Origin of the sequence: Pseudoalteromonas sp. MMG005, assembly GCF_018101015.1 — a bacterium.
GTDB lineage: Bacteria > Pseudomonadota > Gammaproteobacteria > Enterobacterales > Alteromonadaceae > Pseudoalteromonas > Pseudoalteromonas aurantia.
The window spans coordinates 117,935-139,493 of sequence record NZ_JAGJEK010000017.1 but is presented as its reverse complement, the minus strand read 5'-3'; the positions used below and the strand labels follow the sequence as shown (position 1 = coordinate 139,493).

Below are 21,559 nucleotides of genomic sequence, written 5' to 3'. Positions count from 1 at the left end.
AAATATAACTTAGCTACGCTATATTTGTTGCTCTGGCCATAAGGTTGTCTTATGACCATCAATTTATTGCTGAAAAACCGTGGTGCCATTGATACCTTTGCTATGTAATAACTTAATCGCTTGGTCTTGAAAGGTTTCCGCCGCATCGCTATATGGCTGCCCTGCCCATGTGTACATATGCACATCAAGCGGTGTTACATGCGATGCATACACCCCCCAAAATCCAGAGTGACCAACAGTTTGATAATTTTTTTCTATCACCTTTTCCATAGCTAAACCATAGAACTCAGTTGGTCCTTCAAGCTCTTCTTCAGCTGTTGTTGTTTTTCGCCAATACGACTTCAACTCGGATCGTAATGCTGCATCTAAAATAAATTGGTCACTATGTAGTGCGCTAAAGAAAGCGTTCAAATCATCTAGTGTTGAAACTATTCCCCCTCCTGCCCAAGCAAATGACGTATTAACACCCAACGCTACAACATTATGATTACCATTGAGATATTGATACTCAGGTGCATCCGTTTGGATCATAAAGAGGTGTTCAATGGGTCCCTGTCCTTTTTTAGCTTGATGATAATCCATATAGGTATGCTGCATATCAAGCGGCAAAAAAACATGCTCCTCCAATAAAGCTTCAAAAGTTTGACCGGTAAATTTTTCTAACGTCCAAGCCAACAAATCAGAATTGCTATTCCCATATAAATAGGCTGAACCAGGCATCGTTTCTAGCTCTTTGGTTAACCCCCGCTCTAATAACTCTTGTATCAATAAATCAGAGTGCCACCGCTGAGGGACATTATGATCTTGCTGTGTTAACGCCTCTAAGAACGCACGCGTGTCTGGTGCTTGAAAATCTTGTAAGTAAGAAACAAAATCTCTTATTCCAGTACTCTGATCCAGTAACTGCCTTATTGTGATTGTTTCCCCTTGCTTAGTGTCGCCAGAGTGATGTAAATCGCCCACCGTAAAGCCTTGTGGCATATCTGTATCAGTCAATAATGCTCCAATTGGTGTATCCAGCGTAAACAGCCCCTTTTCGATTAACTTAAATGTGACCGCAGCAGATAACGTTTTTGACACACTCGCGATCCTAAATTGATGTTCTGGTGTCATTGGTTGTCTCGTCGCTTGCTGCGCTAATCCCGCAGCATCTTGCCAAACAATGCCGTCTCCAAAATCAATGAGCGAAGCCATATTGATGATTTCACCCTCATGTTGCGTAAAAGTACTATCAAACAATGTCGATAAGGGTTCAAATATATGCTCTTGTAAGCTACCTACTTGAACCGTAATACGTTCAGAGCGTTTAAAGTTCTTTTTATCTATGGCACTGACAACATATACGTACTCTCCGGCCTCGTGCGGTAACATGAAAGTCATTTTATTAGAGCCTACCGTTTGATCGACAAACTCTGTAGTACCGGGCCCTTGAACTTGTTGCCACTCAATTGCATTTAGGTCATTATCTTCATCAGTAATATCAGCAGTAATTGTTAAGTGTGTTGTTGCGATTGCGGTAAAGCTCGTTTTTTCTAACGTAATTTTCGGTGCATGACTACTGGAACCACATGCCGTCAAAATTAAACTAGAAACCAAGAGAGTTAGTGGTTTTATCGAGAGTTTCATTGTATGCCTTTCCTTTGCTTAAAAAGTAGTAAGGCCAAAATATAGTGCAGCGTAAAAAAGGAAACTGTTGTCAATAGTTAGCATTTTGTCAGCAAATGTGAAATTGCGTTAGGAATAATTCAGACATAAAAAAACCGAGCTTCGAGCCCGGTTTTTAAAATAACCCAATCGTAAAAATAATTAATTTACAATCGCGTTATGATAAATGTTTTGCACGTCATCACAATCTTCAAGCATACCCATAAACTTTTCGAAATTTGCAATATCATCTTCATTGGTAATTTCAACTTGAGTTTGTGGTACAAACGTAATTTCGTCTACTTCAAAATTAATGTCAGGAAATGCTTCTGTCAGCGCCGTTTTTGCTTTGAAATACTCTGTGTGAGGTGCAAATACTGACACTTTACCGTCTTCCACTTCAACATCTGTTACATCGACATCAGCCATCATCAGCGCTTCCAGCACAGCTTCGTCGTCATCACCAGCAAAGCCAAGTATTGAAAAGTGATCAAACATATGTGCAACACACCCTGGGCTGCCAATTTTCGAATCAGTTTTTGTAAATGGTAATCGAACATCTTTAATCGTGCGATTCGGATTATCCGTTAAACAGTCAACAATCACCATACAGTTACCAGGGCCATAACCTTCATAACGTGCTGGAGAATAGTCTTCACCTGCCCCACCTGCTGCCTTTTCCAATGCTTTATCAATAACATGGGCCGGTACTTGATCTTTTTTCGCTTTTTCAATTAAACGACGTAAAGATTGGTTTGTATCCGGATCAGAGCCACCATTTTTTGCGACAACGTAAATTTCTTTTCCGTATTTTGAGTTTACTTTGGTTTTTGCCGCCGCCGTTTTTGCCATGGCGTTTTTGCGGACTTCAAATGCTCTGCCCATCTTAATTCTCGTTTTATAAAATTAAATTGCCGAGATTTTAACAAGACTAAGTCAAATGAGCTAGAGCGGATCTCACTTTGTCCAATGATAATATCATTGAGTCGATAAAATCAGGCGAGGTAATTCACTAAAATGATGCATAACGAATTGCGCTTCCGATGCATAGGCTGGGACGCACTCTGGTGCATACAAACACGCTCTCATACTCGCATTATGCGCAGCTTGGATATCATATAAATAATCTCCAACATAAATACAATTTGTGGCATTAAAATGCCACAGTTTAGCAATATGCAGTAATGCAGTTGGATCGGGCTTAGCGGGCGCATCATCACGGGTTATCATGGTCGCTATGGGAATGTGGCAGTGGCGTACTTTAAGCTCTGCTGCTTTTGTATAATTGCGCGTCACAATGGCCATCGGAATGCTCATATCAATTAATGTTTCTAGGCAATCTCGTACCCCAGGTAGTAACTCAGCAGTCTGTGCATCCATTAACTCATGTTGATGTACAATGTGCATTGCTTCTTGACGCATGTAAGGCGAAGGTAAATTATCAATATATGTAAGCAGGTCTTGCTCATGTGGGCAGCCGACTTGAGCTTTGATGATAGAAAAGTCAAGCCCAGAGCTTACCAAGGTGCCATCTAAGTCAAATATAACTCCCTTTATTTCAGATGACGAGACTACACTAGACGATTTGTGTTGTACTGTCGCTTGAGCCATAATATTCCTTGCCCTCTCAGCTATTTTGAATTTAACTTTAGTTTACGTTATCACCACTTGCAAAGATCACTTGTTGATGAAATTTTCTCACTATGCTATGAGCCATAACTAACGGGCTTCATTAAAAATAATTGGTAGCCAGTCATCCCCCTTATCAAAGTGCAAAGAGCGAATGCTGCCTTTTTCTTCAAAATACACCATATTAATTTGCTCTGGCCAAATATCCTGCAAAACACGATTTTGCATACTCACAATAGCATGTTTTCCTGATGATTGAGTTTCTTGATACACAATAAAAAACGCCCCATCAATATGTGTCCCCAAATTAACAAGAGACAAGCGCTTGCCTCCCGCTACTTTAAAGTGGACATGCTCTCTAACATAATCAGCAAATCTTTTTTGAGTTTCCATATTGGTAAATATATCCGTGTTAGTACCAAATAAAACCTCTGCAGCGTGCTCTACATCGTGGACATAATATCGATGTAACACTTCAACGTGACCATTAACACGGTTTATATGTACAGTCGTTTTGGCTGACTTTAATTGGTGTGCGACCCCAGACGAAGAAACAAACAGCAAAGACATTATTAGCAATTTAGTGTTCATCAAAAACCATCACCTTGAAATACCAAAAATATGGGTTGTTTGGTTAAGTTGCTTTTTCATACCGACTTATTAACCCAACAACACTCAGTTATAAATTGAAAAAGTGGGAACATGCTTGCCCGTCGCGTTTTATCTATACGCTTTATTCAAACAAAAAATAAAAGCTAACTTACCAAATAAGCGGTGGCGCAAACAGCTATTTTTGTTCGTTATATTGATATAATGTAACAAATATAGAAACACCCTATAAAAAGGGTATTCAGCGTTGATTAAGTAGTACAGACTAAAGTACAAGAGAAACTTGAGTAAAATTCGACTTTACTGTTGCTAATTCGTGCAATGGCGGGCATGCCACTATGGTATTTCTGGTGGTTATTATGCCTATTTTTTAAATAAATAAAGAAAGCGAAAAAAAAGTGTTGATATTTGGACCAATTTATCTTTAAAATCGCGCTCTTTTTTATTTCAGGTAAAACTCACTTCAAAAAGTTGGCGTTAGTTTTGCTCTGTTAATTATACCCGTTTAGTAATAGACATGTGGTGAGCAGTATGGATTTTTACATCCTAAAAAAACAAGAAAAATTAGTTGCCATCCCTGCAGATGAGCAAAACTGCAAGCAGTACTTAGATGATGGCTACTTTTATGTAGATAAGATAGCTGCTTGTAACGAAAAATCTGCACTAAAAAGGCAACAGGCAAAACAAAATAGGCTGTTTAAAACTCCTACTTTGTTGTTATTACTTGTTTTACCTATAATTATTTTTGCTTGGTTGCAAATAACTCGATAAACAAATTCGTTTTGCAATGCTATATTAGCGTTTCTATGAGTATAGGGACGTTTAATGAAAGTACTGCACACATCTGATTGGCATCTTGGTCAACAATTTTATGAACATAATCGTACATTAGAGCACGATGCCTTTTTAACATGGCTAAGCAATGCACTCAAGCAGCATGCTATTGATGTGTTACTAATTTCAGGTGATATTTATCACACCGCGACACCTCCAGCACACGCTGAACAGCAACTTTACGCCTTCATTAAACAAGCAAAACGCCATTGCCCTAATTTACACATTATCATCATTGCGGGTAATCATGACTCCGCTAATCGTATTGAGACCGCGAAGCCATTACTACAAGCGTTTGATACCCATGTTGTTGGCCGATTCAACAAACATAGTCCAGAAGATGTTGTTCTAACCCTCCACACTCAGCATGGGCCGCTGACAGTGGTTGCAATGCCTTTTCTACGTGCAGGCGACTTAACACTCGACAATCAACACCCCGATGCGTACCAGCAAGGAGTTCACAATGCTTATCAAAGCAGTATTGCTTGCGCGATGGATATAAAACAGGGGCCCTTACTTGTAATGGGTCACTTACATGCCAAAGGGGGTGATATTTCCAGTGACTCAGAGCGAAACATCACCATTGGTGGATTTGACGCCATAAGCGCAACTGTATTTACTGAGCACGCTGACTACGTCGCTTTAGGACATCTTCATAAATCACAACGCGTCGCAAAAAGCGAATTCATTCGCTATAGTGGCACGCCGATGCCAATGTCTTTCTCCGAACGACATTACCAACATCAAGTGCTGATCGCGCAATTTGATAAGCACACTTGTATTGCAGTCGACCCCATACATATTCCTAGGCACCAAGATGTTTGTTTACTTCCTGAAACAGGAGGCGCCACATTGGACGATTTATGTGATTTAATTGAGCAACTTGAGTGTGATATTGATGCTCCGCCACCATATATCCGACTTAAGTTAAATGCCAATGAAACGGATAGCCAATTCCGTGCAAAAATAGACGACGCACTTGCGAATAAGCACGTTCTCTTTTGCGGTATCGAACGCGTCAAAAGTAGTACGCATAATAAGCATGACTCACAACTTGAAGATTTGGGGCAGGTGGAACAACTCGACCCAGTAAGACTGCTCGATTTGGCGTTTAAAGAACATATGGATAGCGATGAATGTGCGCCGGCATCAGTACAGCAATGTCTCTGCGAAGCCCTTGCTGTTCTGAGTGAGGTCAGTGAATAATGAAACTTATCAGCGTGAAATTACATAACTTAGCATCCATTACAAACGCCGCCATTGACTTCGAGCAAGCCCCGTTGCATCAGAGCGGTTTATTTGCAATCACAGGGGATACTGGCGCAGGAAAGAGCACATTACTTGATGCAATATGCTTAGCGCTTTATGGTAAAACAGCTCGCCTTAAAAATGATTTAAAAAATACTGTAGCCTTTAATGGCGACGACATTAAGTTAAACGACCCAAGAAATTTGCTACGTCGAGGGTGTGCTAATGGGAGCGCTGAAGTCACCTTTGAAGGCCAAGACAACATGCGTTATATGGCCCGGTGGAAAATAGCGCGCGCGCGCAATAAAGTTGATGGCCGACTCAAAACGGCTGAACATGAGATATTTGCACTCGGCGATGATACCTTACTCGCACAGAAGTCAGCGGCGGTAAAAAAAATCGAGCAGTTAATCGGTCTTAATTTCGATCAATTTACACGCGCTGTATTACTTGCTCAACATGAGTTCGCGGCATTTTTAAAAGCCAGTAGCGATGAGCGAGCTCAACTACTCGAATGCTTAACTGGTACTGATAAGTTTAGTCGCTTGGGGCAAATAATATTCGAACAACACAAACAGAAAAAAACGGCACTAGAACAACTGCGCCTTAGTTTAGAAGCATACTCTTTGTTAACTGACGAAGAGCTGGAAGAGGTCACAAATAAAGCCCGCAAGTACCATAATGAACTCGAACTATTAAAACAGCAGCAACAAGGTATCGAGCAGCAAAAAAGTTGGCTACAAGCTGGGGAATTACTTCATTCTAAGGTAAGTAACCATACGATTAAGTTAAACGATATTAAGGAAAAAATAACCGCCCAATCCGCCCAATTTGAACTCGCTAACCTAGCTGATGTGGTCCAACAAATCGCTGATAACCGTACCCAAGCCGACCAGTTAAACTCACAAATAACGGCCTTAAATACGGAACTAAAAAAGGTCAACGCCATTGATCATGCAGAAGCCATATCTCAGCAAGAAAAAAAGCTGCTCGAAATAACAAAAATAACAGTACACGCGAAGTCTGATTTTAACCGATATCAGCCAGATATTATTGCTGTAAGATCACTGGATACCAAACGTTCAGAGAACCACTCTCAACTGACTAATGCAAAGCTGCTCGCTGAGAAAGCCCACTCTACATTGGCGCAAACCACACAACAACAACATAACTTACACAAAGATTTAAATGAAAACACCGTCACTCAAACCAGCCTGCACACAATCCTAGAGGCAGACCCTAATGGCACTCAAGTATTACCGCATTGGCAGCACTTAAGTGTATTACTCACTCAATTAACGCAATTAACGCAGCAACAGCACGATACACAAACACAGTACAATGACGCAGTGCAGCAACATGTAAAGCTGAGCGAACAACGCGCCCCTCTATTGACGAAACTCGCTCAACATCAAGCCGACAATGACCAGACCGAAAGTCAACTCGAGCAACTAAAAACAACGCTAGATCAACTCGATTATGAAGCCATGCAAAAGCGTCGTTTTGCACTACAAAACTGCATAGCGTACAAAAACGAACAAAATAGTATCGATGCGGAGTTAATCCAATTACAAGTCCGTTTAGATAAAACACGCCATCAACAACATACACTTAGTCAACAATTACAGGATGCCGAAAAGCAAACCGAATTATCGAAGCAACGGCTTGTTCTCACACAAGATAATTACAATCAAGTGCAATTGCGTGCCAGTGAAAATATCAGTGCCTTACGTGCAGTGTTACAGCCAGGCAAAGAATGTGTTGTATGCGGGGCAACTGAACATCCATATGGTGTTGAACATATTGACGAGCATTGGCAAAACCTCTTAAATGATTTTAAGCAGCAGAATGAACATGCAGAACATGCGAATCAATTAGCGCAGCAACGTTACTCTGAGCATCTTGGTGCAATAGAACAAATTAACGCTCAGCTGCAAGTAACGCTACAACAACAGGCCCAACTCAAGCAAAAGTGGCAGCAGGTTAAAGACCAATTAGCCACACTTGACGACATTGCTGATTGGACGACACAAGACTGTTTATCAGAACTAGATTCTATAGAATCGCAACTAAAACAATACAGTGCACTAACACAACAACAGCAGGCTGCTTGGCAACAATTTCAGCTTTATCAAAGCCAATTACAAGTAACTCAATCAGCCCTACAAGACCTAGATAAATCACTTCACTCTAATGAGCAAACACAGCAGCATAATACACAACAGCTTACGCGGGTAAGTCATGATATAACTGCATTGTACAACCAAGCACATACTTTATTTACGGACCCAAATTGGTGGAATGTATTCTCAACAAACAACCAACAAGCTCTATCTGAGCTTGATAGCCGTATCACGCTATTGCAAACAACAGACACTCAATTAAATGAGTGTAATGCCAAGCTACTGACGCTAAAAAATGAATTAAGTGTTACCATGATTCAAATAAAGGAACAACGCCTACATTTGGAAAGAACGCAAAGTACCGTTGATACCTTAACTGCTTTATCACACCAATTAAATGCTGAACGGGCGCTGTTATTGCCTCTAGATGACAGCCCAGACCAGTGGCATCAGCGATTACAAAATACGCTTGAACATGCTGAAAGCGAGCAACAAAAACTGCAAAATACCTTAGTGCAGCTTACTCAAGCACAGCAAGAAAAAACCTTAAAGCTTGATAACTTACAACAACAAATACGCCAAAACAATGAACAACAGCACATTGTTGAGCAACGCTTTAATGACTGGATTTTAGTCCAGCAGCAGGATTACCCTCAATTAAATAGCACTCTCGTACTTGATATTTTGTCTCAAGACAACACTCAGTTCGTAAAATTAAAAGCATTACTTGAGCAGTTAAAAGTACAACAGAATCAAACACAAGCAACCTTAACGCACTTGCAAAGCGAACACCTTGAGCACCAACAACTCGCTCTCACTGATTTACCATTGAGTGCGCTAGAAGAACAATATCACGAGCTCAATACACAACGAGAAGTAACTCAAAACCTATGGCTAGAATGTAATACGCAACTGACACAGCATACTCAAAACACCAAACAACTGCAGACGAGAAAAGTGCAACTGTTACAACAACAAGCGACGTATGAACATTGGCACTTGCTCGATAAGCTATTAGGCGATGCCACCGGAAAGAAACTTCGTAATATCGCGCAAACGCAAACTTTAAGAATACTATTGCAATATGCAAACCTTCATCTAAAGAATTTATCCAAACGCTATAAACTCAGTGTGATTGGTCAATCTCTAGACATTGCAATTATTGATAAAGACATGGCAGATGAACAACGTTCTGTTAATACCCTCTCTGGTGGAGAATCTTTCTTAGTTTCTTTAGCATTGGCATTGGGACTTGCGTCATTATCATCAAATAAAGTAAAAATTGGTTCATTGTTTATTGATGAAGGCTTCGGGACTTTAGACCCCGAAACATTGAGTGTTGCGCTAGATGCGCTAGACTCACTTCAAGCACAAGGACGCAAAGTAGGTGTTATCTCTCATGTGAGTGAAATGACCGAACGCGTTGCTACACAAATACATGTTAAAAAACAACCTGGCGGCTATTCAAGTATTACGGTAAAAGGATAAAACCATGCCTCATTTTCAGGGTGATGAAGCTAAGCGATATGATTCAAACATTATTAAGTTGGTACCAGGCTATGAGTTGTTACATCAACTAACAGCGGCACAACTGGTTACTTTATTGCCTGATGAATCAACGATTCTCGTAATTGGTGCTGGCACAGGTAAAGATATTATTGAGCTTGCTCAGCATAACAACAGCTGGCACTTTGTTGCTCAAGATATTTCTTGTGACATGCTCAATATAGCTAAGCTACAACTTACACATCACGGCCTTGCTTCACGCGTTACATTTCACTATGGCGCACTCTCAGTACTAGATACGCCCGTTGACGCTGCAATTTGCTTACTCGTCATGCACTTTTTACCTGATACAGGAGAAAAGCACGCATTACTTAAATCGATTCACCGAAATCTACAGCCTAAAGCACCTCTTTTTCTAGCCGATTTAGTTTCCCCAGAAACACAATTTGAGCGAGAGTCTCAGCTATTAATGTGTCGAAGTTTGGGGTTAACTGAAGTAGGGGAGCAACGCATGCGGCACAACTTAAATCACGAGTTCTACCCGCTAGAGCGAATGCGGTTGGCTGAACTACTCGATCAAGCTGCATTCTCAAGTGCAAACTGTTACTTCAAAGCACTTGGTTTTTCTGGTTTTGCTTGCCGCGCTTTGTAGCAATATAAGCAAGTTGCTTTTCGAGTGTTTTTAAGCAAAACGGTTTCACCATTATACCGTCAATTTTAGCAGAGATTAGTTTGAGCAATATTCGCTTATTATCTTCACATGTGACGACCAATATGGCTGTATCAGCACAGTTTAGTTCATGCTTAACTTTATCAATTAACGTTGAGCCGTCCATTTTCGGCATATTTAAATCTGTCACTAACAAATCAAATGTCTGTTTCTTTAAGTATGACATAGCCTGAATACCGTCGGTTGCTTCGGTAATATCAGCGTATTCAAGCCGCCTCAGCATGTTTATCAACACATGACGCATTAAGGGCATATCATCCACAACGAGTATTTTCATTCCCTAACAATGACTCTTTTTCCAACAATATTAATTTGAGATTAGTCTAGGCTTTTCAAAATGCCACATAATTTACTGATTTTGATATTGCTAAGTTGCCTATAATCAAAATAAGGGCAAATCACCAAATTTAACTTTGGATCAATAGCAAACTCTTCGTCTATCCATACCAAAGAGTTGGTAAAAATATGATCTCGTAATATTTTTTTTGCATAACCTCGACCTGCAATAATGTGATACTTGTAGCTTTTATCAGCAAAATTAGGGGGGCTGAATAGCAAAACCTCATTACTATGTTGCTGCAGTAAGCATTTATCTCGATATTCTTGCCACGTTTTATGCTTAGTAAAATCGTGATCTTTATAATTGAATTCCGCGATAAATTTAGCGTAAACATTAAATATTTTCCGCCAACCATTACCACAAGCCGCATTTATAGCTGTGATCTCTCCACTGGCAAGTGGTTGTATTATATCTAAATAATTATATTCCGACATAGGAGGAGGGCGTTCAATATAAACAGCAAATATGCCGTTTTTCACACCAAAACCATGAGTTAGTATTTTCATGATTTGGCGCGTTGCAGAATACGATCTAGTGCATTGCCAAATGCTTGTTTATCCGTTGCTGATAGCTTTGCTGGGCCGCCACTCATTTCTACGCCGCTACTGCGCATGGTATCCATAAAATCACGCATATTTAAAATCGACTTAATATTATGCTCAGTGTACTCTTCTCCTCTGGGGTTTATTGCATGTACATTGAGCTCTACAACCTCTGCAGCCAAAGGGATATCAGAGGTAATGACAATATCACCTGCTTGCACACGTTTCACAATTTCATTGTCTGCGATATCAAAGCCTTGGCTGACCCGTAACAAACTTACAAAGCGCGTCGCAGGGACCCTCATGGCATGATTTGCGACTAAGGTTGTTGGCGTTTGAGTTCGCTCAGCAGCGCGAAAGATAATCTCTTTTATCGGTGTAGGACAGGCGTCAGCATCAACCCAAATTTGCATAATATAATCTCTATCATTGTTGGTAGGTAAAATAGTGATCTTACCCCTTATTGTAATCGTAACCTACTTTAATTTGCATTAATTCAAAACGATAAATCGAGGCAGAGTCACCATGCTTAAAATGATAATATTCACCTTAACATGTGTACTAAGCGCCTGTACCGGCATTCCTCAGGGAGTCAAACCCGTTACTAATTTAGATATAGGAAAATATCAAGGTAAATGGTATGAAATTGCCAGACTTGACCATCGGTTTGAAAGAGGGATGAGTCACGTAACAGCAAATTATAAGGTATTATCGGACGGTACAGTTCAAGTCATAAACCAAGGCTACATTGAAGAAAAGTCTAAATGGAAACAAGCTATTGGCACTGCGAAATTTGCCCACAATACCTCTATAGGCCATTTGAAAGTGTCTTTTTTTGGCCCTTTTTATGGTTCTTATATTATATTTGAACTTGATCATCAGCAATACCAATTTGCCTATGTAACCAGTTACAATAAAAAGTATTTGTGGCTACTCTCTCGCACTCCCACGGTTTCGACACAACGTCTTGAACACTTTAAAACAACGGCGCAAGCAAAAGGATTTGATGTTCAATCTCTGATTTATTTGAATCACACTAAATTAAGGAATATGTAAACCCCCTTTACAGTCAGTCAATAACCCCTGACCAATCAATGTATTATAACTGTCTGAAAAAATTAATATAACTGTCAGGTACATGTAACAGGTCCACTCCACACTGCTATTCGGTTTAAAACAATAATGAATGATAGCAATCTGGAGTAACTGATGAATCGCGTAGCATATTCTCTTATCGCAAGTGCCGTCACACTAGCGCTAACGGCTTGTAATGGTGATGACGGAGCACAAGGAGTAACCGGTGAACAAGGAGTTCAAGGTGAAACAGGCACTAATGGCACGAATGGCACGAATGGTACGAATGGTACGAATGGTACGAATGGTACGAATGGCACGAATGGTGGAGCTGGTCTAATTCGTATTGCGACCGTACCAGCAGGTGCAGAAGTGACAGGATTACATTTAACCAAGCAAGGGGATTTGTTTTTTAATATCCAGCATCCTAATGATGCAAATACCGAAGTAGACACGCTCAATAACACACCTTTTAATACAGGTACTGTTGGCGTACTTACTGGTGTAAACTTCAATGAATTACCACGTAATATCGTCAGCTCTCCCGTACCTGCCACCTCATCAGCGCTTGAGCAGCAGACGGTTGTATCCGCCATTGGTCAATACCAAATACTGGGTCAAACCGGTGATACTTTCTCCGGACTCAACGAAAAAAGCCTGTCTGGCGGATTAGGTGTCATATATGGCCTTAATACAAAACAAGAAATCATCAAAAACAACATGCCTGATTTTAATGGCTTTATCCCAACTGGTGACAACACAGGTTATTTATTTACTAACTGGGAAGACTACCCTGGTGGTATGAGCCGCTTGAAAATGAGTAAAACGACCAATGGAGCTTGGTCGGTTGAAGAAGCAATGATGGTTGACTTTGACTCGGTTAAAGGTACAGCTGCAAACTGCTTTGGCTCTGTCTCACCATGGGGAACTCCCCTGACGTCTGAAGAATGGATTGTAAATTCCACAGTAGACACCACAACCAATCCGACATGGAATAAGCCCACAGACGTGGGCTCTCGGTTAGAAAACTTCAGACAATTTCTTGCACCTGAATTTCCAAACCCTTACCGCTATGGATATATCGCTGAAGTCCAAAACCCAACAACCGACACACCAGACGTTGTTAAACATTTTACAATCGGTCGCTACGAACATGAAAATTCAGTCGTGATGCCTGACCGTAAAACAGTGTATTCATCACAAGATGATACCGGCGGCGTACTATTTAAATTCATTGCAGATCAGCCTGAAGACCTCAGTTCAGGCACATTATATGGTGCAAAGTTAACCCAAGATACTGGGCTTAGTGATCCGGCCGTTACTGGGTTTGACATTGAGTGGGTAGAATTAGCGTCTAATACGAATGCACAGATAGAAACATGGGTAGCGCAATATGATGATATTACCAGCGCTGACTATGTAGAAGGCAAAACCAGCTACATTTCTGTTGCTGATGTACAGGCATGGGTTGATGGTAAAGCAACCTATCCATCCGTTGCAGAAGGTGGCAGCCCAATTACTGCTGGTAAGCCTATGGACGACCGAGTTGCCTTTTTAGAATCACGACAAGCAGCTAAGTTAAAAGGCGCTACAGCTGAGTGGCGTAAACTCGAAGGGATCAGCATCAACCATGATCGTGTACTGGAAGCCGTTACCGGCCAAGATGTTATTGCTGACGAAATTGTTAAAAGTGCCTATATGTATATTGGCATTGCAGATTTAGATAACACCATGACCGATAGTGAAGGCGACATCCAACTCTCTCCACGCGTAAAAGATTGTGGTGGTGTTTATCGCGCAGCAATTGATAGCAACTATAACCTAACTCGTATTGAGCCCGTCGTTATGGGAGGTACATATCGCTCAAGTCTCACCGGTGCTGAACGTTGTGATGTCAATCAGCTATCACAGCCTGATAATGTCATAGTGATGCGAGATGGGCGCATTCTCATTGGTGAAGATGGTTTTCAAGAAAACAATACGCTATGGATGTACGACCCAAAATCTAAATAGTGTAATTACTTATTACTCGCAATAGCGGTAACCAGGGTGTTACCGCTTTTTTCGCAGCAAAAATAGAAGTCATAAAAATGAAATGCCACGTACTTATTCTATTACTTATACCAGCAACGCTTTTACTTGGGTGCTCCGAGCATAGCTTACCAACGACTCAATCACCTGTTATTACCGCAACCTCAGCCCCGTATCAACCTGGCGATAATATCCCTGCGCTGGATTATATGAAACACAATGAAACTTATAATGCAGAGTCAGTGATCCCGCCGCAGTGTTATACTAAAACGGACGGCGTAAACAACCCTTGCTATGCCTGCCACCAAACTGACACAACAGATCAACACAGACCAAACCAAATGGCCGATGGTAATTTACAAGGTGCGTATGAGTTCTCAGACCTTGGCGCAAAAAACCATTGGAAAAATCTATTTATTGATCGCACACACTTAATCAGTGGTATTTCGGATGACGTAATTCTTGATTGGATTAATCAAGATAATTACAGCGAATTCATTAAAACCCAACAAGCAAATACAGATTGGAAAGGGGAGATCACACCCATTAAAAACCTTGCATATCCAGAGAAAGCATTTAACACTCTAGGTATTGCTGAAGATGGCAGTGGGTGGGTAGCCTTTAATTACAAGCCATTTCCAAGTACATTTTGGCCCACTAATGGTTCTACGGGTGATGTCATGATCCGGTTACCAAGCGAATATAGACAACAGCAAGGCGTGTACAATCAAGATGTATATTTGGCAAATCTCAGCTTAGTAGAATTGACACTAAAAGGCCTAAAAAATATTTCAACGCCTCCATTAAACGAAGAGCGTATCGGTATCGACCTTAACCAAGATGGCAAATATACAACTATTCAAAACATCAAGGTACGATCGCATTACGTAGGCGATGCACAATCACCACTCGCCTACCAACTCTACCCTGAGGGAACTGAGTTTTTGCATACCGTACGCTATATTGGTGTAAATGATAACGGCACCATATTCAATGCACCTCGCATGAAAGAAGTGCGTTATATGAAAAAGCACAATTTCAAATCAAAACAAGAGCTTGCTACTTCTTACTATCGTGAGGCTAAAGAGAAAGCATTCGAAAATTTGCCACAAACACTGTATTTAGGTGACGCTGGTATCAATAACAGCTTTGGCTGGACAATTAATGGGTATATTGAAGATGGACAAGGAAAATTAAGACCACAGCATAAACAAGAATTGGCATTTTGTAATGGCTGTCACAAAACAGTTGGCGCGACATACGACCAGACATTTTCATTTGCTAGAAAAGTCACTGGCGCAGCAGGCTGGGGCTATATCGATTTAAAATCAATGACTGATGTGCCCAACAAAGGGGAGTCTCAGGGGGAGTTTTTAACCTACATGCAGCGTGTTGGAGGAGGGGACGAGTTTAGACAAAATCAAGAAATGTTGATGCGTTGGTTCACTAAAGATGGACAGGTTGACATAAAAAAAGTGACCTCAGCAACCAACTTATATGAGTTAATCACGCCTTCGCCTACTCGAGCACTGGCATTAAATAAAGCGTACCTCAGCATCGTAAAAGAACAAAGCTACCTCTTTGGCCGAGATGCAACATTAGGTAAGGCGCGTAACGTATTAGAGTATATTGACGATAGTCAACAACCATTAAAACCCAATCATCGCTATGTGTGGGACATGCAATTAGCATGGGCTAAGCAATAACGAAAACGACTCGTACTCTTCTAAGTTAGTAAAATAGCGCTCCCAGTACAGATCAATATTTTACTAACTTAATCGAGTACTCAACACGCAAATGTTTAAATATTCACTCTTTCAGATCACCATTTTACCAACATGTATTCATTAGATCGGTATTTTACCAACTAGGTACAAAGGTAGATCATTATTTTACTAAGCAAATCCTTTTAGATCATGATTTTACCAACTTAATGCTCTGCTAAGTCAAATATTTCCTCGATTTATAAGTCTACAAGCGCTAGATAGTATGTCCAAGCCTCCTTGAGATCACTATTTTACTTACTGATATAATTCAAAACTAGTTAAAGATCAGATTTTTACTAAGATGAGTTCAGAAATGTGCTGAATAGATCACATTTTTACTAACAAAAAGAAGGGAGTTTAAACTGAGATCACTATATTACTAAGCTTAGTTGGTAATATAGTGATCTCTATAAGGCTTGAATCAACTCGTTATGGAAAATAAGCCTTAATAATGCAAAGTAAGCAGTAATATCCGTGATTAAAGCAATAAACCTATGCATGTTGTACTGATTAAAGTTGGCAGTACGTATATTAGTGATCTCAATTTAGTGGGATGATAACTTAATAACAAAGCCAGCAAAATGATTGATATAGCCATATAGCCACAAAACAACACACCACCATATCCAGCAAGATCCCAGAGACTTATTATAACGCTTGCGATTAAAGCACACCACGCAATCATAAGCATTCGCCGCCCCAGCACTGCATCAACCCTTTTAGCAAATACAGCTTTACAGTGACTATTTTTTATCAATGCAAAACAAGAGAAGCTTGTAAAGCACAGCAAAAAAGCAAGTAACTGTGTCATGTGTTTCTCTCCTTCAACTTAAATGTACCAACGACATTTGCTTTTTCTTGTGTTGCAAGTTTGTTCATTTGTATAAAAAAGCCGAACGCGGTCAAGATACAAAGCAAGTCAAAACCTGCCAATATCCACTGCTGTTCGAGTAGATAGCTGATCAGGTTTCCTTGTGTCGTAAGGGCATTGCAAATAGGTAACAAAAGCCACAAAATAACATTGAGTTGTGCCAACTGTTTCCACTGTTTTGTACCCGCTCGGTATATAGCAAACACGGTCACACAAAGCCAAGTCACAAAAAATAGATGTACCTCCATATCTGCACGATTAGATAAATCATTAGGTAATAGTCGATTTGCATAGAAAAATGCAGTCGTCGCAACAGGTAACCCCATCAGCGTAGCCAAGTTCAATGCCTCAACCAGCTTTAAGCCCAAACCTGGTTGCTCATTGGATTTCATACGAGCGCGAATTCGTTTCGCCCACATTACAGCACCACTTGCAATCATCACACAACCAGCAATACCACAAATAAAATACAACCATCGCAACCCAGGTAAAGCCAAACGCCCAGTATGTAAAGCAATCATGCCATCATATAATGTTTCACTCGGTGATAAATCAGTATTTGCCGACGTCTTTAATTCTCCAGTGACCGCACTATATACCCACACAGGCATCTCATCTTGTACTTGAGTACCGGTGTTCGCATAAAATTTCACAATCGCAGTTTCATCAAAAGGGTGATCTAAAATAACGCGCTTTATATCTACGTTTGGCCAGTTAGTATAAAATTGATCTACAAGCTGTTTCATGGGTAACATTTCGACTTGTTTACCTGTTGCATCAGCATGTTGCCTCGCAGAGTTAAGGTCTGCAAAAAAAGCGCGATTTCCTCCTTCATACTGTGTCATAGCTGGATAAGGGAACAACATGAAAATGAGCGTTACTAAACCGGTATATGTGATCATAATATGAAAAGGTAGCGCCAAGACAGACGATAAGTTATGCGCATCTAGCCACGTACGAACTCCCTTTGCACTGCGAAATTGAAACATATCTTTAAAAATGCGCTTGTGAATCACCACACCCGAAATTAAGCCAATTAACATAAACAAGCTAGCGAATGACACAATCCACCGGGCAACCGTGCGATCCATATAGTGCAAGTCAAAATGCAACCTATAAAAAAAATGTCCGCCTTTGGTATCTCGATACTCAGCAAGGATCGACTGTGAATTAGGATCCATGTAGTTATCTTGCCATTTACCTCGAACCCCATCGTCGCCCTTCTCTCGGTATGAAACGGCCATGGTATGATTACGCTCATTAGGTAAACCTACCCACCACGTTTCGGCCTCAGGCGCTTTCATAGCTAAGTGCTCTAAAGCTGTACTAATCTGCTGCCTTTGAGCTGCAACGCGATTTAATTGCGGCTGCACATCGTGTGCGGCGGGCTGTGCCCATAACGTAATTTCATGACGAAAAAAACTCAGTGTCCCAGCAAAGAAAATCAGAAATAATAGCCAACACACGAGTAAGCCAGTCCAAGTATGCAACCATGTCATTGAACGGAAAAAATTCTCTTTCATAACCAACCTTTGATAACAGCCAGCAAGAAAATCTGACTTGCGCTTAACGCAATTAACCAGCCATATATTTTCACGAGCGAGCGCACACTAAACACCCATATAAATACACATGTATACACTAAAACACTCAAGCTCACAGCGAGTAACACGGAGTCTGTTTTAGATAGAGGCACTAATACAGCTAAAAGAGATACTGATATTGCTGAAAATATATAGCCACCGAGAATTGCCGCAAGAAACCGTGAGCACACTAAAAATGCAGCACTTTGAAACCAAGCACTAAATTGGGGTATAACCACTATAAAACCCTAGGAAATAACAAATTGAAAAATAAATTATGCTAAATTAGACACAAAAAAGATAGTCATTCTCATTTGTATTTATATGTAAATATGGCATATTCGAAAGTTTATTTAGAAACTGCCTACGCAAATCCCAAACTATCAAGAAATACGTAAAAATCAGTGTATACTTTCGTAAGGTATTCGTATGCCATGGCGATAGGTAAGGCACGACATTATTGTGACTATTTTTGATGATATTAAAAAATGTAGAATTTGCCATGACACTTTGCAGCTAGGTGCTAATCCAGTTGTTCAAGGTAATGAAAGTGCACGTATTCTTATCGCAGGACAGGCGCCAAGTAAAACTGTCCATCTAACAAGTAAACCATTTAATGATGCCAGTGGAAGTCGACTCAGAGCATGGTTAAATGTGACGGAACGTACTTTTTACGATCCGAGTCTATTCGCCATTGTACCCATGGCGTTTTGTTACCCTGGCAAAGGGAGCAGTGGAGATCTACCCCCCCCTCCTATTTGCGCAAAAACTTGGCGCTCACAATTGCTGAAACAATTCTCACAAGTAAAACTGACTATTGTTATCGGTCAATATGCTCAACAATATCATTTTCCAAATTTTACAAGTGTCACGGAACAAACGCGCGTTTGGCAATCTCTGCTTCCGAGCATGATTGCTCTGCCTCATCCAAGTCCCAGGAATCAGCATTGGTTGAAAAAAAACCCTTGGTTTAGTAACGAGCTACTACCAGAACTGCAAAAAATAACACACAAAGTTATAACAAAAGTTAAATAAACCCGGAATCCAATTGCGTATTTTTGATTTATTACGCATAATTCCATCAACACACCATAATAATAATAACATTAACATTTTCAAAGGATTTGAATATGCTTTATAAAATTACTGGTTGGGCAGCGATTATACTCGCTTTATCTGCGTTACTCCCCAGCTATCAAACAGGTGCTTTATCTGTCATAGGCTTTTACTTATGTCTTTTCTCACTACTGATAAGTGCTTTTGCAAGTCACTTAGGGAATTACTTCTATTATCGACTTGTATTTTTGATTGCCGTTATTAATGTTTTCATAATTAACGATGGCACTCGGGTTATGCTGCTTATCAAACAAACCGACTGGGTCTATATCGGTTCAATGTATGGCATATTTTTCGTGATCGGGAGTATTTGCAGCTTTTTGATCAGGCGGGAAGACGCTTCTAGCCAAGATGCATATGAAGCGCCCAATAAAAAAGTCACTCAGTCACAATTATAAATCAAATTTATGACTCAAATGCAAAAGCGTGCAACTCTTCTCCTGACAAACGATTAATTATCCATTCGTTTTGCTGCTTGGCGCCAATGCTATGATAAAAATCAATCGCGGGCTGATTCCAATCTAAAACCACCCACTCAAAACGGCCGCAATCTTTTTCAATCGCCAGGCGGGCTAGATATTTCATAATAGCTTTACCTGCGCCATTACCACGCTTATTTTGAGCGACATATAAATCCTCTAAATAAAGCCCGTACTTCCCAAGCCAAGTTGAATAATTAAAAAAGTAAACCGCAAACCCTATGGCTTCCCCTTGCTCTTCACAAATCAATGCGTGAGCGCGCACATCTTCTCCAAATAACTTCTCTTCGATATCAGCTATTGAGTTAAGCACCGCCTCGGGTTCTTTTTCATAGATAGCAAGCTCATTGATAAAATGTAGAATCGTTGCAGCATCAGACTGCTCAGCTACACGTATTTGCAGTGTCATTATGGTTTTCCCTTAGTGAATTAACAAACCTCAGTGTATGCTAAAAAAACACATGTATTAAGTGCATATATTGCACTGAGCGAATGAATTCCATGCATAATATATCAAATATAGATTTAAACTTACTCAAACTTTTTTCCGTTTTGTATCAAACGGGTTCAGTCAGTGATACCGCTGATGTGTTAAACATCAGTCAATCTGCATGCAGTCACGCATTAACTAGATTACGGCAAAAACTCAATAATGACCTATTTATTCGCATCGAAAATAAAATGGAACCAACACTGTTTTCAGAAAACTTAGCGGCAAAAATATTGCCAGCAATGGAGATATTGCAATTGGGACTAACACCGATTGAGCAATTCAACCCCAACGCCGATACAACTTATGTTATTGCTGTAACAGATTACACAGCATGGTGCATGCAACCATTGCTAGAGCACATTCAACGTTATCACCCCAATATCTCAATTCGACTCGTTTCACTTGAACAGCGGATCCCTGAAGAAAAATTGAAATCTGGGAAAATTGATCTTGCGTGTGGCTTTGCTCACCAAGCTGAGCTTTCACAAAGCATTTCAGGTGTGACTTGGTTTGCAGACAATTATGTTACTGTCATGTCTATACAGCACCCGCTTGCTGATCAAAAGAGCATTTCTTTAGACGATTTTATTGCATATCAACATGTCTTGATCGCACCTTGGAACGAGGGGAGAGGAGTCGTAGATAAAGCACTCGTCAAGCATAGAGCAATACGGAAAATAGCACTGACGACCCCCTATGTACTAAATGCACCCTATATGGTCAATAACACCAGTTGGTTACTGACATTACCGCAACATTACGCCCGTTTCGTCAAAAAACAATTGGCCTTAAAGATACATCAACCTCCTGTCGCGGTGCCAAACTACAACTTAAAGTTTTATATACATAAAACTCGTCTACAAGATCCAAAAATTATGTGGTTCAAAAATACACTACACACAGTCTTTGATCATATTACTGAGGAGTGAGTGAACCAACAG

20 protein-coding genes are annotated in these 21,559 nt (G+C 40.4%); 10 read left to right on the top strand and 10 right to left on the bottom strand.

Annotated elements, in window-relative coordinates; genetic code table 11:
- Window positions 1-63: 63 nt before the first annotated feature.
- From J8M01_RS14805 to J8M01_RS14790, 4 genes are all read right to left on the bottom strand, one after another.
- Window positions 64-1,626, bottom strand: a complete 1,563-nt coding sequence (locus J8M01_RS14805) for a serine hydrolase domain-containing protein (protein WP_211058507.1) — start codon at window positions 1,624-1,626, stop codon at window positions 64-66.
- Between the two features lie 180 nt (window positions 1,627-1,806).
- Window positions 1,807-2,529 (bottom strand): YebC/PmpR family DNA-binding transcriptional regulator, encoded by a 723-nt coding sequence (locus J8M01_RS14800; RefSeq protein WP_192509400.1) that lies wholly within the window; start codon window positions 2,527-2,529, stop codon window positions 1,807-1,809.
- A 93-nt stretch (window positions 2,530-2,622) separates the two neighbouring features.
- Entirely contained in the window at window positions 2,623-3,255 is a 633-nt protein-coding gene (locus tag J8M01_RS14795; RefSeq protein WP_211058506.1) for an HAD-IA family hydrolase, read from the bottom strand.
- A 108-nt stretch (window positions 3,256-3,363) separates the two neighbouring features.
- Window positions 3,364-3,864: a DUF6702 family protein gene (locus J8M01_RS14790; RefSeq protein ID WP_211058505.1), complete on the bottom strand. Its 501-nt coding sequence runs from the start codon at window positions 3,862-3,864 to the stop codon at window positions 3,364-3,366.
- Between the two features lie 549 nt (window positions 3,865-4,413).
- Here J8M01_RS14790 and J8M01_RS14785 point away from each other — a divergent pair.
- Genes J8M01_RS14785 through J8M01_RS14770 form a run of 4 tightly spaced genes read left to right on the top strand, consistent with a single transcriptional unit; the run spans window position 4,414 to window position 10,245 of the window.
- On the top strand, window positions 4,414-4,653 hold the full coding sequence (locus tag J8M01_RS14785; RefSeq protein WP_192509397.1) for a hypothetical protein: 240 nt from the start codon (window positions 4,414-4,416) through the stop codon (window positions 4,651-4,653).
- A 54-nt stretch (window positions 4,654-4,707) separates the two neighbouring features.
- Window positions 4,708-5,922 carry an exonuclease SbcCD subunit D gene (gene sbcD / locus J8M01_RS14780; protein ID WP_211058504.1) on the top strand — a complete coding sequence of 405 codons (1,215 nt, stop codon included), beginning with the start codon at window positions 4,708-4,710 and terminating at the stop codon, window positions 5,920-5,922.
- Window positions 5,922-9,575, top strand: a complete 3,654-nt coding sequence (locus J8M01_RS14775) for an AAA family ATPase (protein ID WP_211058503.1) — start codon at window positions 5,922-5,924, stop codon at window positions 9,573-9,575. Before sbcD ends, J8M01_RS14775 begins: the two co-directional genes overlap by 1 nt.
- Window positions 9,576-9,579: 4 nt before the next feature.
- On the top strand, window positions 9,580-10,245 hold the full coding sequence (locus J8M01_RS14770) for a class I SAM-dependent methyltransferase (protein ID WP_210995034.1): 666 nt from the start codon (window positions 9,580-9,582) through the stop codon (window positions 10,243-10,245).
- Here J8M01_RS14770 and J8M01_RS14765 read toward each other — a convergent pair.
- From J8M01_RS14765 to J8M01_RS14755, 3 genes are read right to left on the bottom strand one after another with little or no spacing between them, the layout of a single operon-like run.
- Complete coding sequence (locus tag J8M01_RS14765) at window positions 10,202-10,600, bottom strand: response regulator (RefSeq protein WP_211049087.1); 399 nt, start codon at window positions 10,598-10,600, stop codon at window positions 10,202-10,204. The genes J8M01_RS14770 and J8M01_RS14765 overlap by 44 nt on opposite strands.
- Window positions 10,601-10,641: 41 nt before the next feature.
- Window positions 10,642-11,169, bottom strand: a complete 528-nt coding sequence (locus J8M01_RS14760; protein WP_211058502.1) for a hypothetical protein — start codon at window positions 11,167-11,169, stop codon at window positions 10,642-10,644.
- On the bottom strand, window positions 11,166-11,618 hold the full coding sequence (locus J8M01_RS14755) for a YaiI/YqxD family protein (RefSeq protein WP_192509391.1): 453 nt from the start codon (window positions 11,616-11,618) through the stop codon (window positions 11,166-11,168). Before J8M01_RS14755 ends, J8M01_RS14760 begins: the two co-directional genes overlap by 4 nt.
- Before the next feature lie 112 nt (window positions 11,619-11,730).
- On the opposite strand from J8M01_RS14755, the gene J8M01_RS14750 reads away from it, so the two are divergent.
- The 3 genes from J8M01_RS14750 to J8M01_RS14740 all read left to right on the top strand — a co-directional run bounded on the left by J8M01_RS14750 (window position 11,731) and on the right by J8M01_RS14740 (window position 16,016).
- On the top strand, window positions 11,731-12,261 hold the full coding sequence (locus tag J8M01_RS14750; protein ID WP_211058501.1) for a lipocalin family protein: 531 nt from the start codon (window positions 11,731-11,733) through the stop codon (window positions 12,259-12,261).
- Window positions 12,262-12,414: 153 nt separating this feature from the next.
- On the top strand, window positions 12,415-14,292 hold the full coding sequence (locus J8M01_RS14745) for an alkaline phosphatase PhoX (RefSeq protein ID WP_211058500.1): 1,878 nt from the start codon (window positions 12,415-12,417) through the stop codon (window positions 14,290-14,292).
- Window positions 14,293-14,369: 77 nt separating this feature from the next.
- A complete protein-coding gene (locus J8M01_RS14740) occupies window positions 14,370-16,016 on the top strand; it encodes a hypothetical protein (protein ID WP_211058499.1) in 1,647 nt (548 codons plus the stop codon).
- Window positions 16,017-16,883: 867 nt separating this feature from the next.
- On the opposite strand, the gene J8M01_RS14730 is transcribed toward J8M01_RS14740, so the two are convergent.
- A complete protein-coding gene (locus tag J8M01_RS14730; RefSeq protein ID WP_211058498.1) occupies window positions 16,884-18,470 on the bottom strand; it encodes a PepSY-associated TM helix domain-containing protein in 1,587 nt (528 codons plus the stop codon).
- Entirely contained in the window at window positions 18,467-18,769 is a 303-nt protein-coding gene (locus J8M01_RS14725; RefSeq protein ID WP_192509385.1) for a hypothetical protein, read from the bottom strand. The genes J8M01_RS14730 and J8M01_RS14725 overlap by 4 nt, the downstream gene beginning before the upstream one ends.
- A 223-nt stretch (window positions 18,770-18,992) precedes the next feature.
- Here J8M01_RS14725 and J8M01_RS14720 point away from each other — a divergent pair, with 223 nt between their 5' ends.
- On the top strand, window positions 18,993-19,565 hold the full coding sequence (locus J8M01_RS14720; protein ID WP_192509384.1) for a uracil-DNA glycosylase family protein: 573 nt from the start codon (window positions 18,993-18,995) through the stop codon (window positions 19,563-19,565).
- Window positions 19,566-19,660: 95 nt separating this feature from the next.
- Window positions 19,661-20,044 carry a hypothetical protein gene (locus J8M01_RS14715; protein ID WP_192509383.1) on the top strand — a complete coding sequence of 128 codons (384 nt, stop codon included), beginning with the start codon at window positions 19,661-19,663 and terminating at the stop codon, window positions 20,042-20,044.
- Window positions 20,045-20,051: 7 nt separating this feature from the next.
- Here the strand turns inward: J8M01_RS14715 and J8M01_RS14710 are convergent, their stop codons facing one another.
- The gene (locus J8M01_RS14710; protein ID WP_192509382.1) at window positions 20,052-20,534 is read right to left on the bottom strand and encodes a GNAT family N-acetyltransferase; all 483 of its coding nucleotides are present in this window, start codon (window positions 20,532-20,534) and stop codon (window positions 20,052-20,054) included.
- Window positions 20,535-20,626: 92 nt separating this feature from the next.
- Between J8M01_RS14710 and J8M01_RS14705 the strand changes: the two genes are divergently transcribed.
- On the top strand, window positions 20,627-21,547 hold the full coding sequence (locus J8M01_RS14705; RefSeq protein ID WP_211058497.1) for a LysR family transcriptional regulator: 921 nt from the start codon (window positions 20,627-20,629) through the stop codon (window positions 21,545-21,547).
- The last annotated feature ends 12 nt before the right edge of the window (window positions 21,548-21,559 follow it).

Coding starts and splice junctions, on each gene's coding strand:
- sbcD (WP_211058504.1), top strand. CDS start 4,708: ATGAAAGTACTGCACACATCTGATTGGCATCTTGGTCAACAATTTTAT.
- J8M01_RS14785 (WP_192509397.1), top strand. CDS start 4,414: ATGGATTTTTACATCCTAAAAAAACAAGAAAAATTAGTTGCCATCCCT.
- J8M01_RS14770 (WP_210995034.1), top strand. CDS start 9,580: ATGCCTCATTTTCAGGGTGATGAAGCTAAGCGATATGATTCAAACATT.
- J8M01_RS14765 (WP_211049087.1), bottom strand. CDS start 10,600: ATGAAAATACTCGTTGTGGATGATATGCCCTTAATGCGTCATGTGTTG.
- J8M01_RS14805 (WP_211058507.1), bottom strand. CDS start 1,626: ATGAAACTCTCGATAAAACCACTAACTCTCTTGGTTTCTAGTTTAATT.
- J8M01_RS14730 (WP_211058498.1), bottom strand. CDS start 18,470: ATGAAAGAGAATTTTTTCCGTTCAATGACATGGTTGCATACTTGGACT.
- J8M01_RS14775 (WP_211058503.1), top strand. CDS start 5,922: ATGAAACTTATCAGCGTGAAATTACATAACTTAGCATCCATTACAAAC.
- J8M01_RS14740 (WP_211058499.1), top strand. CDS start 14,370: ATGAAATGCCACGTACTTATTCTATTACTTATACCAGCAACGCTTTTA.
- J8M01_RS14710 (WP_192509382.1), bottom strand. CDS start 20,534: ATGACACTGCAAATACGTGTAGCTGAGCAGTCTGATGCTGCAACGATT.
- J8M01_RS14760 (WP_211058502.1), bottom strand. CDS start 11,169: ATGAAAATACTAACTCATGGTTTTGGTGTGAAAAACGGCATATTTGCT.
- J8M01_RS14795 (WP_211058506.1), bottom strand. CDS start 3,255: ATGGCTCAAGCGACAGTACAACACAAATCGTCTAGTGTAGTCTCGTCA.
- J8M01_RS14800 (WP_192509400.1), bottom strand. CDS start 2,529: ATGGGCAGAGCATTTGAAGTCCGCAAAAACGCCATGGCAAAAACGGCG.
- J8M01_RS14755 (WP_192509391.1), bottom strand. CDS start 11,618: ATGCAAATTTGGGTTGATGCTGACGCCTGTCCTACACCGATAAAAGAG.
- J8M01_RS14705 (WP_211058497.1), top strand. CDS start 20,627: ATGCATAATATATCAAATATAGATTTAAACTTACTCAAACTTTTTTCC.
- J8M01_RS14790 (WP_211058505.1), bottom strand. CDS start 3,864: ATGAACACTAAATTGCTAATAATGTCTTTGCTGTTTGTTTCTTCGTCT.
- J8M01_RS14750 (WP_211058501.1), top strand. CDS start 11,731: ATGCTTAAAATGATAATATTCACCTTAACATGTGTACTAAGCGCCTGT.
- J8M01_RS14745 (WP_211058500.1), top strand. CDS start 12,415: ATGAATCGCGTAGCATATTCTCTTATCGCAAGTGCCGTCACACTAGCG.
- J8M01_RS14715 (WP_192509383.1), top strand. CDS start 19,661: ATGCTTTATAAAATTACTGGTTGGGCAGCGATTATACTCGCTTTATCT.